16 protein-coding genes and 1 pseudogene are annotated in these 19,866 nt (G+C 74.7%); 6 read left to right on the top strand and 11 right to left on the bottom strand.

Translation table 11 applies throughout. From position 1 onward, the window contains the following. Position 1: 1 nt before the first annotated feature. Positions 2-598 (bottom strand): HhH-GPD-type base excision DNA repair protein, encoded by a 597-nt coding sequence (locus ABZ951_RS07680; RefSeq protein WP_344094843.1) that lies wholly within the window; start codon positions 596-598, stop codon positions 2-4. 766 nt (positions 599-1,364) lie between these two features. Beyond that, positions 1,365-2,234: an NAD(P)H-binding protein gene (locus ABZ951_RS07675; protein ID WP_344094841.1), complete on the bottom strand. Its 870-nt coding sequence runs from the start codon at positions 2,232-2,234 to the stop codon at positions 1,365-1,367. Positions 2,235-2,336: 102 nt separating this feature from the next. Between ABZ951_RS07675 and ABZ951_RS07670 the strand changes: the two genes are divergently transcribed. Further along, positions 2,337-3,281: an AraC family transcriptional regulator gene (locus ABZ951_RS07670; RefSeq protein WP_344094839.1), complete on the top strand. Its 945-nt coding sequence runs from the start codon at positions 2,337-2,339 to the stop codon at positions 3,279-3,281. A 14-nt stretch (positions 3,282-3,295) separates the two neighbouring features. Here the strand turns inward: ABZ951_RS07670 and ABZ951_RS07665 are convergent, their stop codons facing one another. The 3 genes from ABZ951_RS07665 to ABZ951_RS07655 form a co-directional block, all read right to left on the bottom strand. Beyond that, complete coding sequence (locus tag ABZ951_RS07665) at positions 3,296-4,540, bottom strand: MFS transporter (protein WP_344094881.1); 1,245 nt, start codon at positions 4,538-4,540, stop codon at positions 3,296-3,298. Positions 4,541-4,617: 77 nt separating this feature from the next. Further along, entirely contained in the window at positions 4,618-5,766 is a 1,149-nt protein-coding gene (locus tag ABZ951_RS07660) for a PLP-dependent cysteine synthase family protein (RefSeq protein WP_344094837.1), read from the bottom strand. 176 nt (positions 5,767-5,942) lie between these two features. After that, positions 5,943-6,344 (bottom strand): hypothetical protein, encoded by a 402-nt coding sequence (locus ABZ951_RS07655; RefSeq protein ID WP_344094835.1) that lies wholly within the window; start codon positions 6,342-6,344, stop codon positions 5,943-5,945. Positions 6,345-6,571: 227 nt separating this feature from the next. Here ABZ951_RS07655 and ABZ951_RS07650 point away from each other — a divergent pair, with 227 nt between their 5' ends. Further along, positions 6,572-7,366 carry a VOC family protein gene (locus tag ABZ951_RS07650; protein WP_344094833.1) on the top strand — a complete coding sequence of 265 codons (795 nt, stop codon included), beginning with the start codon at positions 6,572-6,574 and terminating at the stop codon, positions 7,364-7,366. Positions 7,367-7,472: 106 nt separating this feature from the next. Here the strand turns inward: ABZ951_RS07650 and ABZ951_RS07645 are convergent, their stop codons facing one another. The 6 genes and pseudogenes from ABZ951_RS07645 to ABZ951_RS07620 all read right to left on the bottom strand — a co-directional run bounded on the left by ABZ951_RS07645 (position 7,473) and on the right by ABZ951_RS07620 (position 15,487). Continuing rightward, positions 7,473-7,679, bottom strand: a complete 207-nt coding sequence (locus tag ABZ951_RS07645) for a DUF5988 family protein (protein WP_344094831.1) — start codon at positions 7,677-7,679, stop codon at positions 7,473-7,475. Positions 7,680-7,822: 143 nt separating this feature from the next. Beyond that, the gene (locus ABZ951_RS07640) at positions 7,823-9,136 is read right to left on the bottom strand and encodes a nitrate/nitrite transporter (protein ID WP_344094879.1); all 1,314 of its coding nucleotides are present in this window, start codon (positions 9,134-9,136) and stop codon (positions 7,823-7,825) included. A gap of 102 nt (positions 9,137-9,238) precedes the next feature. Next, positions 9,239-9,559 (bottom strand): annotated as a pseudogene (gene nirD / locus ABZ951_RS07635) (nitrite reductase small subunit NirD); the annotation flags it as partial. Then, entirely contained in the window at positions 9,556-12,129 is a 2,574-nt protein-coding gene (gene nirB, locus ABZ951_RS07630; protein WP_344094829.1) for a nitrite reductase large subunit NirB, read from the bottom strand. The gene nirB and the pseudogene nirD, both read right to left, overlap by 4 nt. Continuing rightward, positions 12,126-13,388 (bottom strand): FAD-dependent oxidoreductase, encoded by a 1,263-nt coding sequence (locus ABZ951_RS07625; protein WP_344094827.1) that lies wholly within the window; start codon positions 13,386-13,388, stop codon positions 12,126-12,128. The genes nirB and ABZ951_RS07625 overlap by 4 nt, the downstream gene beginning before the upstream one ends. Continuing rightward, entirely contained in the window at positions 13,385-15,487 is a 2,103-nt protein-coding gene (locus tag ABZ951_RS07620; protein WP_344094825.1) for a molybdopterin oxidoreductase family protein, read from the bottom strand. The genes ABZ951_RS07625 and ABZ951_RS07620 overlap by 4 nt, the downstream gene beginning before the upstream one ends. Before the next feature lie 191 nt (positions 15,488-15,678). Between ABZ951_RS07620 and ABZ951_RS07615 the strand changes: the two genes are divergently transcribed. The 4 genes from ABZ951_RS07615 (at position 15,679) to ABZ951_RS07600 (ending at position 19,836) form a co-directional block, all read left to right on the top strand. Then, a complete protein-coding gene (locus ABZ951_RS07615) occupies positions 15,679-16,809 on the top strand; it encodes a uroporphyrinogen-III synthase (RefSeq protein ID WP_344094823.1) in 1,131 nt (376 codons plus the stop codon). 282 nt (positions 16,810-17,091) lie between these two features. Continuing rightward, positions 17,092-17,430, top strand: a complete 339-nt coding sequence (locus ABZ951_RS07610; protein WP_344094821.1) for a MerR family transcriptional regulator — start codon at positions 17,092-17,094, stop codon at positions 17,428-17,430. A gap of 312 nt (positions 17,431-17,742) precedes the next feature. Further along, a complete protein-coding gene (locus ABZ951_RS07605) occupies positions 17,743-17,946 on the top strand; it encodes a cold-shock protein (protein WP_018536328.1) in 204 nt (67 codons plus the stop codon). A gap of 366 nt (positions 17,947-18,312) precedes the next feature. Then, positions 18,313-19,836: a DEAD/DEAH box helicase gene (locus ABZ951_RS07600; RefSeq protein ID WP_361279372.1), complete on the top strand. Its 1,524-nt coding sequence runs from the start codon at positions 18,313-18,315 to the stop codon at positions 19,834-19,836. Positions 19,837-19,866 lie beyond the last annotated feature (30 nt).

The raw sequence follows: 19,866 nt of genomic DNA, 5'->3' as shown, positions 1-19,866 counted from the left end.
CTCAGCCCTTCTTCGCGGCCGCGGCCGCCTTCGCGGCCCGCTTCGCCTCCTGCTTGTGGGCCCGCACCTCGGCGAGGGATTCCGGCCCGGTGATGTCGGCCACCGAACGCCGGGAGCCGTCCTCGCCGTAGGCGCCGGCCGCCTCCCGCCATCCCGCGGGCCGCACGCCGAGCTGCTTGCCCAGCAGCGCCAGGAAGATCCTGGCCTTCTGCTCGCCGAACCCGGGCAGCGCCTTCAGCCGGTCCAGCAGCTCCTTCCCGGAGCCGGCGTCGCTCCACACGGCGCTCGCGTCACCGCCGTAGTGCTCGACGAGGTACTGGCACAGCTGCTGGATCCGCTTGGCCATCGACCCCGGGTAGCGGTGCACGGCGGGCTTCTCGGACAGCAGAGCGGCGAACGCCTCCGGGTCGTGGGAGGCGATCTCCTCCGCGTCGAGATCGTCGCGGCCCATCCGCTGCGCGATCGTGTACGGGCCGGCGAACGCCCACTCCATGGGGATCTGCTGATCGAGCAACATGCCGACGAGAGCGGCGAGCGGACTGCGCCCGAGCAACTCGTCGGCGTCGGGCTGCTGGGCGAGGCGAAGGGTGTGGTCCATGCCTCGATGATCACCTGCCGGCGGCGGAGGGGACGCGCGGCACGCCTTGGGCCTCCGGCCGGGGGTGTGGGGTTGTGGGTGCCGTTTGCCTGGGCGCCCCGCCCCGGGGCTCCTGCCTGGGCGCCGTGCCCCGGGGCCCCTGCCCCGAGGCCCCCCCGCCTGGGGTTAGGTGTCTGGCGCCGCCGGCTGGGGCCGGTGCCCGGGGCAACCGCCTGGGGTTGGTGCCTGGGGCCCCCGCCCGGGCCCCCGCCCGGGGCCAGCGCCTGGGGGCCCGCCTGGGTCGGTGCCTGGGGCCCGCCTGGGGTCGGCGCCTGGAACGCCCGTCTGGGCCTTCGCCCGGGGCCAGCGCCTGGGACCCACCTGGGGTTGGTGCCTAGGGCCGGTGCCCGGCGCACCCGCCTGGGGACGGCGCCAACAGGTCACCGCCCGGGGCCGGCGCCGGGCGGGGGCGGGTCTCTGTCGGTGACGGTGAGCCCGCCGTTTCAGGGGGCCGTCGCCCCCGCGCCGGAAGCGGTACGCCTGGCGGCCATGTACACCCGGGGTGCGCGCGCCCTCGGTCGGGACGCGTGGCGCCGCCGCGGTGACGGCGAACCCGGCCGTCACCGCGGCGGCGGGCGGTAACCGAAGCGGTGCGCCTGCTGTTCGGTCGGTGGCCGGTGGCCGGTGGCCGGTGGCCGGTGGCCGGTGGCCGGTGGCCGGTGGCCGGTGGCCGGTGGCCGGTGGCCGTGGGGCGCCCGGCGCGCGGTCCCGTCGCCTCAACCGGCCGTCACCGTGACCACGCCCCCGTCGCCGCCGTGCGCGTCACGTACTCCTCGAAACCCGACGGCTCACGGCCCAGGACCCTCTGAACGCCGTCGGCGGGGGCCGACGTGTGGCCCGCCCGGTGGAGGGCGAACATCGTGTCCAGGGCGATCACGAACGGCTCGGGCACCGCCGCCGCGCGCAGTTCCGCGCGGTACTCCTCCGGGGTCAGCTCCACGTACTCCACCGGGCGGCCCGCCGCCTTCGCCACGGCGTCCGTGACGCCGGCGAAGGTCACCCCGCGCGGCCCGGACACGTCGTAGACCCGGCCGGCGTGCCCGTCCCGGGTGAGCAGGGCCGCGGCGACCTCCGCGACGTCCTCGACGTCGACGAACGGCTCGGGGACGTCCCCGAGCGGCAGGGCGAGGCGGCCCTCGCGGAGCGGCTGCCGCCACAGGTCCTCGTCGAAGTTCTGGCTGAAGTGGTTGGCGCGGATGATCGACCACTGTGCCCCGGAGGCCCGGACGGCCCGCTCGGCGGCGGCCATGCCCGGCCCGAAGCCCTCGCCGACCAGGTCCATGCCGCGGCCGGACAGGACCACGAAGCGGCGCGCGCCCGCGGCGACCGCCTGCTCGGTGAACGGCGCCACCGCGTCCGCGTGTTCGTCGGACGCGATCAGGTACACGGCCGCGACCCCGCCCGCCAGCGCCCCCTCCCACGTCTGCGGCGCGGCCCAGTCGAAGCGGACCTCGCCGGAGCGGGACGCGGCCCGCACGGGCACGCCCGCCTCCCGCAGGCGCCGCACCACGCGGCGCCCGGTCTTGCCCGTCGCCCCCAGCACGAGCACGTCGCGGGGGGCGGTGCGGGCCTGGACTGCTGTCTGTGTCGTCGTCATGTCCCCAGTCAATCCACGGGCGGAGCCGGCGACCATGGGCACCCGTCCGGCCGACATGTCCGTGCGTACAAGCGGCCCTCGGGGCCCGCATATCGTGGCGCCATGGACCCGTTCGACGATCTGTTGCGAGGCGTGCGCGCGAGCGGCGCCGTCTTCAGCGAGTCGGTGCTGTCGGCGCCCTGGGCGCTGCGGTTCGCCGGCGACGCCTTCCTGACCCTGTGCATACCCCTGCGGGGCGAGGGGTGGATCGTCCAGGGCGAGGGGCGGCCGCGGCGCGTCCGGGAGGGCGACGCGGCGATCGTGCGCGGTCCCGAGCCGTTCTGGTTCACGGACGAGCCCGCGTCGGCCGGGCGGCCCGGGCTCGCGCGCGAGGCCCGCTGCGGAGCCGTGGACCCGGTCCCGCCGCCGGAGGCCACCGAGGCCGGCCGCACGGTGCTGGTGGCCGGCGCGTACCGGCTCCGCGGCGAGATCCCGCAGCGGCTGCTGCGGGTGCTGCCGCCCGTCCTCGTCGTCACCGACGGCGAGGACTGCTCGGGGATGCGCGACTACCTGGAATCGCAGCTGTGCAAGGCCGTCCCCGGCCGGCAGATCGTCGTGGACCGGCTGCTGGACTGGCTGCTCGTCTGCACCCTGCGGGAGTGGTTCGACCACCCCGAGGCCGCACCGCCCGCCTGGTACCAGGCGCTCGGCGACGACGTCGTCGGCCCCGTCCTGCGCGCCATGCACCAGGCGCCGGCCGAGCCCTGGACCCTCGCCTCGCTGGCCGCCGAGGCCGACGTCTCCCGCTCCACCCTGGCCAAGCGCTTCACCGACCTGGTGGGCGAGCCCCCGCTCGGCTACCTCACCGACTGGCGCATGGCCCTGGCCGCGGACCTGCTCACCGAGCCCGGCGCGACGATCGCGGGCGTCGCGCGCCGGGTCGGGTACGCGGACGCGTTCGGTTTCAGCGCGGCCTTCAAACGCGTCCGCGGCGTGAGCCCGAGCGCCCACCGGGCGACGGTGACGCTGCCCCAGCCGGCCGGCTCCTCGTCAGGAACGCGCCCCTGACGAGGAGCAGACGCTCACGTGCCGGCCGCCCCGGCCGCCCCGGCCGCACGGGGCCGCAGCCGTCCCGTGCGGTGCAGGCCCAGGACGGCCAGGGCGCAACCGCCCCCGACCCCGGCCAGAACGGCCCAGGGCAGGGCCGGGGCCCCCGCCGACCGGGCGGCGTCCAGAGCCGCGCCGGTGAGGAGATTGCCGACGGTGATACCGATGCCGCAGATGGTGTTGTAGAGGCCGTAGTGCGTGGCCACGTACCGGTTCCCGGCCAGGGCGACGATGGTGTCCATCTCGAACGGGTAGGCCAGCATCGTGCCCAGCGCCAGCAGGAGCGCCGACGCCAGCGGCGGACCGACCGCCAGCGCCCACAGGCCCGGCCCCCCGGCGGGCACCGGCACCGCCGTCGCCGCCAGCAGGGGCAGGAACGCGGCCCCGAGCGCGGCCATCCCCGCCACCAGCGACGGCCCGGCGCCGAGCCGCCGCGCGCACCAGGCCGTCAGCCGCGTCTGGCCCGCGATCGCGGCCAGCCCGGACGCTGCGAACAGCAGCCCCACCCCCACCGTGCCGACGGGCCCCTCGCCCCCGGAGAGGCGGCGGACCTCCAGCGGCAGGGCGAGGTAGACCTGGAACGACAGGGCGTACGAGCCGATCATCGCGAGGGAGAACAGCAGGAAGGGCCGGTTGGAGACCACGGTGCGCCACTGCGAGAGCACCGAGGCCACCGACTCCCCGCCCTCGCCCCGCGGCCTCCCCCGGGCGGGCAGCGCCCGGATCTGGACGAGGGACAGGACGGCGAAGACCCCCGCGGCGACCAGGCACGTCAGCCGGAAGCTCACCCCCGTCAGCAGGACGCCCACGAGGGGGCCGAGCAGGATCCCCGCCTGGTAGAAGACGTTGAACAGGGCGAACGCCTCGACCCGGCGGTCTCCCGCGTCGTGCGCAAGACAGGCCCGGACCGCCGGGTTGAACAGGGCCCCCGCCAGCCCCGTGGCCGCCGACGCGGCCAGCAGCGCCGGCAGGGTGTCGACGAGCCCCAGGACGGCGAAGCCGGCGACGCGCAGGACCAGCCCGGCGATGATCAGCGGTTTGTAACCGAAGCGGTCGGCGAGGGTGCCGCCCACGAAGAACATGCCCTGCTGGCTGAAGTTGCGGACGCCCAGGATCAGCCCGACGGTCCAGGCGGCCAGCCCCAGGGTGCCCGCCAGGTGCTGCGCCAGGTAGGGCATGAGCATGTAGAAGCCGAGGTTGATGCTGAACTGATTGATCATCAGCAACTGGACGCTGCGGTCGAACGTACGCGCCCGGGCCAGCGGGCCGAGCGGGTTCAGCCGCCTCACGGAGGTCGTCACGGCCGGGCGGCCTCGCTCTCCGGCACGGCGGCACTGCTCTCCGGCGCGGCGGCGGGCGCGGCGGCCGGCACGGCGGGCGTCCGTCTCACGGCCATCGGGTCGACCACCGTCGCGCACCGGGTCCACCGGGTGATCTCCCGCTCGTCGGGCCTGGCCACCTCGTCCGGCTCGGCGGCCGGGGGAGCGCCGCACAGGCCGTGCGCGGCGCAGTAGTCGTCGTCGAAGACCGTCGTGAGGTAGCGCTGCGGGCCGTCGGGGAAGATCGCCACGATCCGGGTGCCGGCCGGCCGGGTGCGCGCCAGCCAGCCCGCGACCAGCGCGACCGCGCCGACGCTCCACCCGCCGGTCGCGTAGTGCGAGGCGGCGAGCTGCCGCGACGCCCACACGGCCTCGGCCGGGGCGACCCAGTGCACCTCGGCGAAGCTGCCGTAGGCGACGTTGCGGGGGTAGATGCTGGAGCCGAGACCGCGCATCAGCCGGGTGCGGGCGGGCTGCCCGAAGATGGTGGAGCCGATGGTGTCCACCCCCACCAGCCGCAGGTCGGGGTAGAGCTGGCGCAGCACGCGGGAGACGCCCGCCGAGTGGCCCCCGGTGCCCACGCTGCACACCAGGACGTCGATGTGGCCGAGCTGCGCGGCCAGTTCGAGGGCCAGCGGGGTGTAGGCGGCGACGTTGTCGGGGTTGTTGTACTGGTCGGGCACCCAGGACCCGGGATGGTCATCGCGCAGCCGGGCCACCCGGTCGCAGCGGGCCTGCTGCCAGCCGCCCGACGGGTGCGGTTCGGGGACGATGTCGACCCGGGCGCCGTAGGCGGTCAGCAGCCGGGTCATGGGCGGTTCGAGGCCGGGGTCGGTGACGAGGGTGACGGGGTGGCCGTGGACCATGCCGGCCAGCGCCAGGCCCAGGCCGAGCGTGCCGCTGGTCGACTCGATGATCATGTCGCCGGGGCGCAGCTCGCCACGGGCGCGGGCCCGTTCGACCATGTGCAGCCCCGGACGGTCCTTGATGCCGCCGGGGTTGAACCCTTCGAGCTTCGCCCAGAAGCCCTGCCCGGCCGGGGTCAGGGGCTCGGAGCGGATGTGCAGGACGGGGGTGTCGCCCACCAGGCCGGACAGGCTGGGGCGCTCAGGGGTGACGGGAGACATCGGTGCCTCTCAGGTGAAGAAGAGTGGTGGGGGGTTCGCGGGCGTGGCGGGGCGCGCGGGCAGGGGAAAGTCGGCCCGGCGGGTGGTGACGAGGTGTCAGCGGTAGGTTCGGGACGCGGAAAGCCCGCTGTGGCGCCCGTCGGCGTCCCCAACCCACCGCTGGCGGACTCCGGCGGCTAGATGCGCAGGGCCGGGGTGACCGGGCAGGGCAGGGTGGTCGGGCCGTGGTTCCTCAGGCGGGCCGCTGCCCAGGGGGAAACCGACAGGGGCGGCACGGCCCGCGTGGCGGTGTCGCCGTGGGCCGGCAGGTCCGTACCGTCCTTGAGGGCGCCGGACAGGCAGTCCTGGGCCGCGTCGGCGGAGTGGTGACTGCTGTGGTCGTGGTGAGCGTCGTGCGGGTCCGCCGCGGGCATCACCACGGCGGCCGGGTGGGCCAGATTGGCCGGGCCGCTCTCCGTCGTCATGCCGTGGCTCGCGAGCAGTGCGAGCAGGAGCGTCCCCAGCAGAGAAAGGCACCGGGAGCCCGCCCGGGAAAGGCGGGCTCTGAGCACGCCGACAGTCGGCGGAGCCGTGGCCATGCCGTCATCGTGCCGTACCGGAATGCCCTCTGGGAACTCCCTGGGCTCAACCGACTCGCTGAACCTCTTTCACCGCGCGGAGTCCCGGGGGACTGGTCTAGCGTGAGAAAAGGGCCGTCCACGCCGCATGCCGTGCGGGTGCTCCGGCCGGGACGCCCGCCGGGGGCCCCGGCCGGGGACCGTCGCGCGGGCGGCCGGCCGGGAACACATCTGGAAGGAGCCGGGCCATGGCCGTGCAACCAGAGGGCACACCGTGCTGGGCCGACGCGATGTTCACCGATCTCGACGGCGCGAAGTCCTTCTACGGGGACGTACTGGGCTGGACCTTCGGGGAGAGCTCGACCGAATACGGCAATTACACGGAGGCGTACGCGGACGGCAAGGCCGTGGCGGCGGTCGTCCCGCCGATGCCCGGCCAGGAGACCGTCTCGGCCTGGTGCCTGTACTTCGCCTCGCCGGACGCGGACGCCACCGCGAAGAGGATCCGCGAGAACGGCGGCGAGGTCCTGATGGGCCCGATGCAGGTCGGCGACTTCGGCACGATGGTGCTGGCGCGCGACCCCAGCGGCGTCGCGTTCGGCGTCTGGGAGGCGGGCTCCCACGAGGGGTTCGGCGCCATGGCGGTGCCCGGCGCCTACTGCTGGAGCGAGGTCTTCACCCGCGAACCCGAGAAGTCCGACACCTTCTTCACCGCGGTCTTCCCCTACAGCGCGCAGCGCATGGAGGGCGAGGACATGGACTTCAAGATCTTCAACGTCGGCGGTGAGACCGTCCTGGGCCGGATGGCGATGACGGAGGACTTCCCCGCCGACGTGCCGCCGCACATCAACGTCTACTTCGCCGTGACGGACTGCGACGCGGCCTGCGAGAAGGCCGCCGAGCGCGGCGGCGAGGTGAAGCTCGGCCCCACGGACACCCCGTTCGGGCGGCTCGCGACACTGCTCGACCCGCAGGGCGCCGTGTTCTCCGTCATCGATCTCCAGGCGGCGAAGGGCGAGATGCCGCAGTGGTCGGACGTGTGACGTGTGACGTGTGACGTGGACTCGGGGGAGGGGGCGGGCAGGAGTCCGGCGCGCTCGCTCCCGTGATGCCCCCCCCGCCGCTGCTGGGCGTCCGGCCGGCCCGGCGCTACTCGGCGATCTCCGTCCGCTCCCACCACTGGTAGACGGCCAGCCGCCCCTCCGGGGTCTCCTGGTGCCGTGACGTGGCCTTGAAGTGCTCGTATCCGCCACGGAACGGGATCTTCAGCTCGATTCCGGGCGGGGTGATCGGGACGACCCGGTCGGTCAGGTCGTCCGGGCCGCCCTCAAGGAATGCTTTGGCAGAACTACTCATGCGCAGAGTCTCCCCATAGACCGCCGCATCCCCGGCCTCCGGCGCGCCGGAGGCGCCCGCCCCGTCCGTGGCCCGGCCGGGCCCCGCCTTGACGAGCGCGGGGCGGGCCGGTGTCCCCGCCGCCCCGGTCGGCGGCCTCGCGGTCAGACCCCCTCCAGCCGGTTCGGCGACGGGCGCAGGTAGACCGCCCACGTCAGGGCCAGGCACAGCGCGTACGTGGCGAGGAAGGCGAGGTAGGCGGCGTCGCCGTTGTGGGCGCCGGCGAAGGACTGGCGGAAGGCCACGTTCACCAGCACCCCGCCGAACGCCCCGACCGCCCCCGCGACCCCGATCAGGGCCGAGGACCGGCGCCGGGCCTCCCGCTCCGCCGCCGCCTCGTCCGCCCCGGCCGCGACCGCCGCCCGGGCCCTGGCCCGGAAGATCGCCGGGATCATCTTGTACGTCGAGCCGTTGCCGACGCCGCTGAAGACGAACAGGGCGACGAACCCGGCCAGGAACAGCGGCAGCGAGCCCTGGCGGGACGCGGCCAGGACCACCGCGGCGCCCGCGGCCATGGCCCCGTAATTCCATAGGGTCACCCGTGCCCCGCCCCACCGGTCGGCCAGCAGCCCGCCGACCGGCCGGACCAGCGACCCCAGGAGCGGGCCGAGGAAGGTGAGCGAGGCGGCCTTGGCGGGGGTGTCGAACGTGTCGTGGAACTGCACCTGCAACACCTGGCCGAACGCGAAGCCGAAGCCGATGAATGAACCGAACGTGCCGAGGTACAGCAGCGACATCACCCAGGTGTGCGGCTCCCGGCAGATGTCGCGCACGGCCCGCTTGTCGTTCCGCAGCGCCGTGAGGTTGTCCATCCGCAGCGCCGCGCCGAGCGCCACCAGGACGATCAGGGGCAGGTACACCAGCGGCAGCAGCCGGGGGTGGGCGCTGCCCGCGACGGCCAGGACCAGCAGGCCCAGGAGCTGCACGGCGGGCACGCCCAGATTGCCGCCGCCGGCGTTGACGCCCAGGGCCCAGCCCTTGAGGCGCTGCGGGTAGAAGGCGTTGATGTTGGCCATGGACGACGCGAAGTTGCCGCCGCCGACCCCGGCGACGCACGCCACCGTCAGCAAGGTGGTGTAGGAGACGCCGGGTTCGAGGACGGCGCCGGCCAAGGCGGTGGGCACCAGCAGCAGGAGTGCGCTGAACACCGTCCAGTTGCGGCCGCCGAACTTCGCGACGGCGAAGGTGTACGGCAGGCGGAGCACCGCGCCCAGGGCCGTCGGCAGGGCGGTGAGCAGGAACTTCCCCGCCGCGTCGATGCCGTACTCGGGGCCGAGGAAGAGCACCAGGACCGACCACAGGCTCCACACCGAGAACCCGATGTGCTCGCAGAGCACGGAGAACAGCAGGTTGCGGCGGGCGACCGCGGCGCCGGTCTCCCGCCAGAAGACGGGGTCCTCCGGCCGCCAGTCGTCGATGTCCCGCCCCGGCCGGGCGGACGGGCCGGAGGGGCCTGGTGGTTCCGGTGGGCCGGGTGTGAGTACGGGGGCGGGGGAAGCTGCGGGGTCCGCCCGTACCGTCCACACCCGCAGGGCCGTCTCGCTGCCGTCCGGTGCCGTCGGCTCGTCCAGGCACGCCCCGGTCCGCAGGTCGAACGCCTGCTTGTACATGGGGGACGCCACCACCGGCACCCCGCCGCGGCTGCCGACGATGCCGCGCGAGAGGACGTACGCGCCGCTGAACGGGTCCCGGTTGGCGACGGCGTACACCTGACCGTCACGGTCGCGGAAGACCGCCACCTGCTCCTCGCCGACCAGTACCGCGACGCCGCGCCCGGGGGTGAGCGCCGACCAGTCGCAGACGGCCTGCCAGCCGGTGCCGTCGTGGATCTCCACAGTCATCGGGTACGGACCTCCAGTTCGGGCCCGGAGACCAGGGCCGGCGCGTGGACCGGCTCCGCCTCCCGGGGGCGGGCGGGGCGGATCTGGCCCCGCTCGGGGACGAAGCGCACCGTCGGGTCGGGCGTGCCGGGCGCGTTGGCGAACGAGACGAAGCGGCGCAGCCGTTCGGGGTCTGCGAGCGTGGCGGCCCACTCGTCCTCGTAGGTCTCGACGTGCCGGGCCATCAGCTCGTCGAGGTCCGCGCAGATGCCCAGCACGTCGTCCTCGATCACCGCCCGCAGGTGGTCGATGCCGCCCTCCAGCCGCTCCAGCCAGGCGGCGGTGCGCTCCAGCCGGTCGGCGGTGCGGATGTAGAACATCAGGAACCGGTCGATGGTGCGGAGCAGGGTGGCGCGGTCGAGGTCGGTGGCGAGGAGGTCGGCGTGGCGGGGCGTCATGCCACCGTTGCCGCCGACGTAGAGGTTCCAGCCGGCGGACGTGGCGATCACCCCGAAGTCCTTGCTCTGCGCCTCGGCGCACTCGCGGGCGCAGCCGGAGACGGCGGACTTCAGCTTGTGCGGGGCGCGCAGCCCCCGGTAGCGCAGCTCCAGTTCGATGGCGAGGGCCACCGAGTCCTGGACGCCGTAGCGGCACCACGTCTCGCCGACGCACGACTTCACGGTCCGCAGGGCCTTGCCGTAGGCGTGCCCTGACTCGAACCCCGCGTCGACCAGGCGGCGCCAGATCACGGGGAGCTGGTCCACACTGGCACCGAAGAGGTCGATCCGCTGACCACCAGTGATCTTTGTGTAGAGGCCGAAGTCGCGGGCGATCTCGCCGATGGTGATGAGGCCCTCGGGGGTGATCTCGCCGCCGGGGACGCGGGGGACGACGGAGTAGGAGCCGTTGCGCTGGAGGTTGGCGAGGAAGTGGTCGTTGGTGTCCTGGAGGGCCGCCTGCTCGCCGTCCAGGATGTGGCCGTTGCCCAGGCTCGCCAGGATCGAGCCGACGACGGGCTTGCAGACGTCGCAGCCCGCGCCGGTGCCGTGCTCGTCGACCAGCCGGGAGAACGTGGTGATGCCCTTGACCCGGACGATCTCGTAGAGCTCGGCCCGGGTGAGGTCGAAGTGCTCGCACAGCCCCCGGGTGACCTCGACGCCGCCGGCCGACAGCTCCTCCGACACGATCGTGCCCAGGAGCTTCACGCAACTCCCGCACCCTGTGCCCGCCTTGGTGCACTTCTTCACCTCGGGCACGGAGGCGCAGCCGTCGTCGTGCACGGCCGCTTTGATCGCGCCCTTGCTGACGTTGTGGCAGGAGCAGACGACCGCGTCGTCGGGCAGCGGCAGCGGGCCGGAGGGCGCCCCGGCGCCGGCGGGCAGCACCAGCTGCTCGGGCGGTACGGGCAGGGGCGCCCCGCTCACCGAGAGCGGGCGCAGCGTCCCGTACGCCTCGGTGTCCCCGACCAGCACGCCGCCGAGCAGGGCGCCGTCGGCGCCGATCACCAGCTTCTTGTACACCCCGTCCCGGCTGCTGGAGTACAGCACGTCGAGGGCGCCCTCCGTGGTGCCGTGCGCGTCGCCGAAGCTCGCCACGTCCACGCCGAGCAGCTTGAGCTTGGTGGAGGTGTCGGCCCCGGTGAACGAGCCCTCGCCGCCCAGCAGTCCGGCCGCGGCCGCCTCCGCCATGGCGTAGCCGGGGGCGACGAGCCCGTACACCCGGCCGTCCACGGCCAGGGCGCACTCGCCGATGGCCAGGACGGCCGGGTCGGCGGTCCGGCAGCGCGCGTCGACGACGATGCCGCCGCGCTCGCCGACCGGCAGCCCGCAGTCGCGCGCCAGCTGATCGCGCGGGCGGACGCCGGCGGAGAAGACCACCAGGTCGGTGGCCAGGTCCGTGCCGTCGGACAGCGCCATGCCCCGCACCCGGCCGTCCGTGCCGGTGTCGATCCGCTCGGTCCCGGCGCCGGTGTGCACCACCACGCCCAGCGCCTCGATCTTGCGGCGCAGCACCTCGCCGCCGCCCGCGTCGACCTGGAGCGCCATCAGCCGCGGCGCGAACTCCACCACGTGGGTCTCCAGGCCCATCGCCGTCAGGGCCCCCGCCGCCTCCAGGCCCAGCAGCCCCCCGCCGACCACCGCGCCGACCCGGGCCCGGCCGGCGTCCGCGCGGATCGCCTCCAGGTCCTCGATGGTGCGGTAGACGTGGCAGCCGTCGGCGCCGTGGCCCGGGACCGGCGGCACGAAGGGGTACGAGCCGGTGGCAAGGACCAGGGCGTCGTAGGGGAGTTCCCGCCCGGCGGCGGTGGTGACCGTGCGGGCGGCCCGGTCGATCGCCGTGGCGCTCTCGCCGAGGCGCAGGTCGATGCCGTGCGCGTCGAGGAAGCCCGGCGGGCACAGGGACAGCTCCTCCGCCGTCGTTCCCGAGAACCAGGACGTCAGCTGGACGCGGTCGTACGCGGGGCGGGGCTCCTCGGCGAGGACGGTCACCCGCCACCCGTCCGCGGCACCGGGCTGTTCGAAGAACGCCTCCAGGAACCGCTGGCCGACCATGCCGTGGCCGACGAGTACGAGATTCTTCACCGCTGTCATCGGGGCGCTCCTTGGATGGTGAGCAGGTCGAGGGGGTCGGCGGGCAGCTGTTCGTCCCGCTCGAAGACCCGGGTGAGGGCGCCGACCGCGGCCAGGTCGCCCAGGAGGATGCCGCCGACGAGCCGGTCGCCGCGCAGCACGAGCTTCTTGTACGAGCCGCGGGTGGCGTCGGACAGCCGCAGCACGTCCGTGCCACCGGCCGGCCCGGGGTCGGCACAGTCGCCGAACGCCGCGTACTCCAGGGGGCCCGCCGTCAGCCGGGCGTACGGGCGGGTGCCGGTGTACCGCGCGGCCGGGTCCGCGCCGGAGAGCCGGGCGGCCAGCACGTCGGCCTGTTCCCAGGCGGGGCCGGCCAGCCCGTGCACGGCCCCGCGGTGCTCGGCGCAGTCGCCGATCGCGTAGACGCCCGGCGCGCAGGCCAGGGTGTCGTCGACGGTGATGCCGGCGGCCACCGGCAGCCCGGCCGCGCGGGCGAGCCCGGTCCGGGGCGCCACCCCGCAGGCCAGCACCACCAGGTCGGTGTCCAGGACGTGCCCGGTGGCCAGCTCCACGCCGGTGACGCGGCCGGTGCCGCGCAGGGCCCGGGCCCGGTTGCCGGGGTACGACTCGACGCCGAGCTCCGCGAGGCCCCGGCGCAGCACCGCGCCCGCCTCCTCGTCGAGGTGCCGTTCGACCAGGTGCGGCGCCTGGTGGACGATCTCCACGGGCAGCCCGGCCGCGGCCAGCGCGCGGGCGGCGCTCACCCCCAGCACCCCGCCGCCGACGACGACGGCGCGGGAGGCGTGGGCCGCGTCGGCGGCCAGCCGCCCGCAGTCGGCGACGGTACGGAAGGAGTGCACGCCCTCCTTGAGACCGCCGTCGGGGGCGTGCAGCCCGCGGATCGGCGGCAGCACCGGGTTGGCGCCGGTGGCCAGGACGAGCACGTCGTGGGCCGCGGTCGTGCCGTCGGCGAACCGCACGGTGCGGGCGGCGGGATCGAGGGCGGTCACCTCCCGGCCGGTGCGCACTACGGCGGCGCCGGTGGGGAGGGCGATGGCCTGCGCGTCGTACCGGCCGGTGAGCACGTCCGCGAGCAGCACCCGGTTGTACGGGGCACGGGGCTCGGCCCCGTACAGGACGATCTCCCCGGCGCCGCCGAGCGCGGAGAACTGCTGGGCGAACCGGGCGGCGGCCATCCCGGCACCGACGACGGCGATGCGGGGGGCGGTGGCCGGGGCCGGCACGGCCATGGACGCCCCCTCGGCGTGGCCCGCGGTCACGACCGTCCCTCCGGGGCGGCGGCGGCCCGTTCCACCCTGACCGCGCACACCTTGAACTCCGGCATCTTCGACGTCGGGTCCAGCGCCGGGTTGGTCAGCGAGTTGGCGCGGCCGACGCCGCCCCAGTGGAACGGCATGAAGACCGTGTCCGGCCGGATCGTGTCCGTCACCCGTGCCGGGGCCACCGCCCGGCCGCGGCGGCTGCTGACGGACAGCAGCTCGCCCTCCACCACCCCCAGCCGGCCGGCCAGCCGGGGGTGGAGCTCGACGAACGGGCCGGGCGCCGCCCGGGCGAGCTCCGGCACGCGCCGGGTCTGCGCCCCGCTCTGGTACTGCGCCACCACCCGGCCCGTGGTCAGAAACAGCGGGTACTCGGCGTCCGGCTCCTCCGCCGCGGGCCGGTGCGACACCGCGGTGAACCGGGCCCGCCCGTCGGGGGTGGCGAAGCGGTCCAGGAACAGCCGGGGCGTACCGGGGTGCGCCTCGTCGGGGCACGGCCAGAACACCCCGTCCTCGGCGCCGATCCGGGCGTAGCTGATGCCCGCGTAGTCGGCCTGCCCGCCCGCCGAGGCCCGGCGCAGCTCCTCGAAGACCTCCTCCGCGTCCTCGGGGAAGCCGTGCGGCACGCCCAGCCGCCCGGCCAGCCCGTGCAGGACCGACAGGTCGCTCCGCACCCCGCCCGGGGCGTCGACGGCCCGGCGGCGCAGGATCACCCGCCCTTCGAGGTTGGTGGTGGTGCCGGTCTCCTCGGCCCACTGCGCGGCGGGCAGCACCACGTCCGCGAGCTCCGCCGTCTCGGAGAGCACCACGTCGCTGACGGCCAGGAAGTCCAGGGCCCGCAGCCGTTCGGTGACGTGCCCGGCCCGGGGCGCGGAGACCACGGGGTTGGAGCCCATCAGGAGCAGCGCCCGGGCACCGTCCTCGCGGCCGAGGCCGTCCAGCAGCTCGTAGGCCGAGCGCCCCGGCCCCGGCAGCGCCTCGGGGTCCACGCCCCACACCGAGGCGACGTGCGCCCGGGCGGCAGGGTCCTCGATCGACCGGTAGCCGGGCAGCTGGTCGGCCTTCTGGCCGTGCTCCCGGCCGCCCTGCCCGTTGCCCTGGCCCGTCAGGCAGCCGTAACCGGAGCGGAGCCGCCCGGACTTGCCGGTCGCCAGGCACAGATTGATCCAGGCGCTGACGGTGTCCGTGCCCTTGCTCTGCTGCTCGGGGCCGCGCGCGGTCAGCACCATGCCTTCCGGGGCGCCGGTGAACATCTCGACGGCGGTGCGGAGCTGCCCCGCGGGGACGCCGGTCAGCCGCTCGACGCGCTCGGGCCAGTGCGCCATCGCGGCGGCCCGCGCCGCCTCGAAGCCCGTCGTCCGCCGGGTGACGAACTCCTCGTCCACACGTCCGTCCGCGACGACCAGGTGCAGCATCCCCAGCGCGAGGGCCAGATCGCTGCCCGGCAGGGGCTGCAGGTGCAGATCGGCCTGTTCCGCGGTCCGGGTCCGGCGCGGGTCGACGACGATGAGAGTGCCGCCGTTCTCCCGCAGCTCCCGGAAGTAGCGCAGGGCGGGCGGCATGGTGTCGGCGGGGTTGGCGCCGACGAGGATCACACAGCCGGTGCGGGCGATGTCCTCCAGCGGGAACGGCAGCCCCCGGTCGAGCCCGAACGCCCTGCGGTGCGCGGCCGCCGCCGAGGACATGCAGAACCGGCCGTTGTAGTCGATGTTCGCGGTCCGCAGCACCACCCGGGCGAACTTGCCCAGCAGGTACGCCTTCTCGTTGGTCAGCCCGCCCCCGCCGAACACGCCCACCGCGTCCGGGCCGTGCGCGTCCCGCACGGCCGACAGGCCCGCCGCGACCCGGTCCAGCGCCTCGTCCCAGGACGCCTCCCGCAGCTCGCCGCCCCGCCGGTCGCGCACCAGGGGCGCGGTGAGCCGGGCCGCGGGGGAGAGCACGGCCGCGGCCGTGCGGCCCTTGCCGCACAGTGCCCCCCGGTTCACCGGGAAGCCGGGCCGCTCCAGCACCTCGACTTCCCCGGCGGCCTCCGGGGCGGGGCGCAGCCGCATGCCGCACTGCAGCGAGCAGTACGGGCAGTGGGTGTCGGTCGTCGTCATGCCCCGAGCCTCGGCCCCGCCCGTTACGCACCCGGGTCGGCCGCGTTGCGCCCGCGGTACGTCGCCTTCACACCCCGCGCCGGGCCCGCGTGGGCTTTACGACATCTTTCGTAACACCGCCCGGGAATCCCCTTACTCCAGCGTGATCGCGGCGCAATGAGGCCGAAACCCGCCGGACGGACGATGCGCGCATGGCAACTGGCACCACGGACCGGACCGGACCGCTCGCCGGCTTCGTGGTCGGGGTGACCGCGGACCGGCGACGCGACGAACTCACCGCCCTCCTGCGGCGCCGCGGCGCCCGGGTGGTCGAGGCCCCCACCATGCGGATCATCCCCGTCGACGACGACATCGCCCTGCGCCGCGCCACGGAGGAGTGCCTCACCGCGCCGCTCGACTACGTGGTCGCCACCACCGGCGTCGGCTGGCGCGGCTGGCTGAGCGCCGCCGAGGGCTGGGGCTGCGCCGCCCGCCTCGCCGAGGTCTGCCGGGACGCGGTGGTGCTCACCCGGGGCCCCAAGGCCACCGGGGCAGTGCGGGCCGGCGGCCTGGCGGAGACGTACTCGCCCCGCTCCGAGGGCTGCGACGAACTGCTCACCTGGCTGCTCGCCCGGGAGCTGCGCGGCCGCCGCGTCGCCGTGCAGGAACACGGCGCGCCGCTCACCGGCTTCACCGCCGCGCTCCGCGAGCGCGGCGCCGAGGTGATCGAGGTGCCGGTCTACCGCTGGGCGCAGCCGGAGGACCCGGAGGCGGTACGCCGCCTGGTCGCGGCGACGGCCCGCCGTGAGGTGCACGCGCTGACGTTCACCAGCGCCCCGGCGATCACCTTCTTCCTGGAGTCCGCGCGGGAGGCCGGCTTGTACCCGGACGTCCTCGCGGCCCTGCGCGAGGACGTCGTCCCCGTCTGCGTCGGCCCGCTCTGCGCCCGGCCCCTGGAGGACGTCGGGGTACCGGCCCTGTGGCCCGAACGCGGCCGTCTCGGTGCGCTGGTGCGCACCCTCACCGAGACCCTGCCCGGCCGGGACCGGTGCGAACTCCGCTCGGGCGGCCGGACGTTGGTGCTCCAGGGCAGCGCGGTCCTCGTCGAAGGGGAGGGCATCTGGCTGTCCCCGGTATCGGCGGCGCTGCTGCGGGCCCTGGCGGAACGGCCCGGCCGGGTGCTGAGCCGGCCCGACCTGCTGCGCCGGGTCTGGGCCGGCACCGGCACGGACGAGCACGGCGTGGAGGCCGCCGTCGCCCGGCTGCGCGGCGCGCTGGGGCCGGACGCGGGGCTGATACGGACGGTCCCCAAGCGCGGGTACCGGCTGGCGGTGGACGCCTGAGGGCGGCCGCCTGAGGGTGGACGACCGGCGGCGGACGTACCGATGGGGGCGGGGCGACCGGCGGTGGACGTACCGATGAGGGCGGGACGACCGGCGGCCGACGTACCGATGAGGGCGGGAGGACCGGCGGCCGACGTGCGGAGAAACCGCAGCGCGGCGGGGAATGGAATTCCGCGGCCACGGAAATAATGTCCTCCGCTCAACAGGGAAAACCTACTGCGGCTGCGGTAGACATGCCCGCTGCCCGGTGGCTAGAATTTCTCGCATCAGCGAGAGGTGCAGATGCCCCCGGAAACCCAGCCGCACGCCACCGACAGGCTCGATGACGACGACTTCCCGGCCTACACGATGGGCCGTGCCGCGGAGATGATCGGAGCCACGCCCGGCTTCCTCAGGACGATCGGCGAGGCGGGGCTGATCACGCCCCTGCGCTCCGAGGGCGGCCATCGCCGCTACTCCCGCTATCAGCTGCGCATCGCCGCCCGGGCCCGGGAGCTCGTCGACGGCGGCACCCCGATCGACGCCGCCTGCCGCATCGTGGTCCTGGAGGACCAGCTGGAGGAGGCGCTGCGGATCAACGAAGAGCTCCGGAGTGCCGCCGACGAGGACGCCGGCGCCTGACCACCGGTGCCCGCCGCCCCGCAATCGAATATCTATTGCCGCAGGCGCAGAAATCAGCCCAATGTGCGGTGAGAATTTATGGCCCGACGGGAGAGGTGACATTAGTCGCCCTGCCCGGCCGGACCTTCCGTGCTAGGCTGAATCTCAGTTGCAGTTGTGGTTTCCCAAGGACTTCAAGTGCTCTCGCTCGGCCCCCGGGTCGGATGAGTGCGCTTTTGTATTTCCGGTGCTTTTACCGACCGGGGCAATCATCACGGCGACGCGAGTACCGCACAGTGCGGTGCTCGGGCACTGCCCCGAAGGAGATATGACATGGCTACTGGCACCGTGAAGTGGTTCAACGCCGAAAAGGGTTTCGGCTTCATCGAGCAGGAGGGTGGCGGCCCCGACGTCTTCGCCCACTACTCCAACATCGCCACCCAGGGCTTCCGTGAGCTTCAGGAAGGCCAGAAGGTGAACTTCGACGTCACGCAGGGCCAGAAGGGCCCGCAGGCGGAGAACATCGTTCCCGCCTGACGCTGAAGCGTTCGGCGTAGCTGGGGCCCGCACCTTGGGTGCGGGCCCCAGCTCGTTGCTTTTCAGGATCCGCCCGGCGCGCCGCAGGACCGTTCGGTCCCCGCGTACGGCGCGCGGCAGATCCCCGTATTCCCCCTATTCCCGCACCGCATGGCGGGCGCCCTGTACGCCCCGCCCATGGCCCCGGCCGGAGACAGCTCCGCCCGCGCCATTTCTACGTATGCGATGTACCGGCCGCGGCTGAATTCCCGCCGGCCGGCCCGGGTTTTTCGTTTTCTGTTTTTCTCCGGCTCGTTCTTGCGATCCTCTGTGCGGCCACCGCCGCCGGGAATTCCTCGATACGTGCCGCATCGAGGAAGGTTCTGCATGAACCGCACCACTCGCACGAACGACCGCTCCTCCCGCGCCCGCAAGGGCGGCGGCGAGGGGGCCTACGCCGGCCGCGGCTACCGCGCCCAGGCCCAGGGCCGCCCCGGCGGCCCGGGCCGCTCCGGCGGCGGCGGGCGCCGCCCCGCCGCCCGGCAGGGAGAGTTCGCGCTGCCCGTCACCCTCACCCCCGCGCTGCCCCCCGCCGCGACCTTCGGCGAGCTGGACCTGCCCGCCGAGGTGCTGACGGCCCTCAGCGGCCTCGGCATGAACGAGCCGTTCCCCATCCAGGCGGCGACCCTGCCGAACTCGCTGGCCGGCCGGGACGTCCTCGGCCGCGGCCGCACCGGCTCCGGCAAGACCCTCGCCTTCGGCCTGGCGCTGCTCGCCCGCACCGCGGGACAGCGCGCCGAGCCCCGGCAGCCGCTCGCCCTGGTGCTCGTCCCCACCCGGGAGCTGGCGCAGCAGGTCACCGACGCCCTCACCCCCTACGCCCGGGCGCTGCGGCTCCGGATGGCGACCGTGGTCGGCGGCATGTCGATCGGCCGCCAGGCCGGTGCCCTGCGCACCGGCGCCGAGGTCGTCGTCGCGACTCCGGGCCGGCTCAAGGACCTCATCGAGCGCCGCGACTGCCGCCTGGACCGCGTCGGGATCACCGTCCTGGACGAGGCCGACCAGATGGCCGACATGGGCTTCATGCCGCAGGTCACCGAGCTGCTCGACCAGGTGCGCCCCGAGGGCCAGCGGATGCTGTTCTCCGCGACCCTCGACCGCAACGTCGACCTCCTCGTCCGCCGCTACCTGCACGACCCGGTGGTCCACTCCGTCGACCCCTCGGCGGGCGCGGTCACCACGATGGAACACCACCTCCTGCACGTCCACGGCGCCGACAAGTACGCCACGACGACGGAGATCGCCGCCCGCGAGGGCCGCGTGATCATGTTCCTGGACACCAAGCACGCCGTGGACCAGCTCACCAAGCACCTGCTGCACAGCGGGGTCCGCGCGGCGGCGCTGCACGGCGGCAAGTCCCAGCCCCAGCGCACCCGGACGCTCGCCCAGTTCAAGACCGGGCACGTCACCGTCCTGGTGGCCACCAACGTCGCCGCCCGCGGCATCCACGTCGACAACCTCGACCTCGTCGTCAACGTCGACCCGCCCAGCGACCACAAGGACTACCTGCACCGCGGCGGCCGGACCGCCCGCGCCGGGGAGTCCGGGGTCGTCGTCACCCTCGTCCTGCCCAACCAGCGCCGCGAGATGACGCGCCTGATGTCCGACGCCGGCATCACCCCGCAGATCACCCAGGTGCGCTCCGGCGAGGCCGAGCTGAGCCGCATCACCGGCGCCCAGGCCCCCTCGGGCGTGCCCGTCATCGTCACCGCGCCGGTGGCCGAGCGCCCCCAGCGCAGGCCCTCCTCCGCCCGGGGACAGCGCAGCCGCCCCGCGCAGGCCCGCCGCTCCTCGCCCGCCGTCCGGGGCTCGGGCTCGTCCGCCGCCCGGGGCACGGGCCGCGCCGCCTGAGACCCGGGGCACCCGCCCGCTCCCGTCCCC

Source organism: Streptomyces sp. NPDC046215, assembly GCF_040646215.1.
Lineage (GTDB): Bacteria > Actinomycetota > Actinomycetes > Streptomycetales > Streptomycetaceae > Streptomyces > Streptomyces stramineus.
Note: the sequence above shows the minus strand (reverse complement) of the source record. Positions and strands in the feature narration are given on the sequence as shown.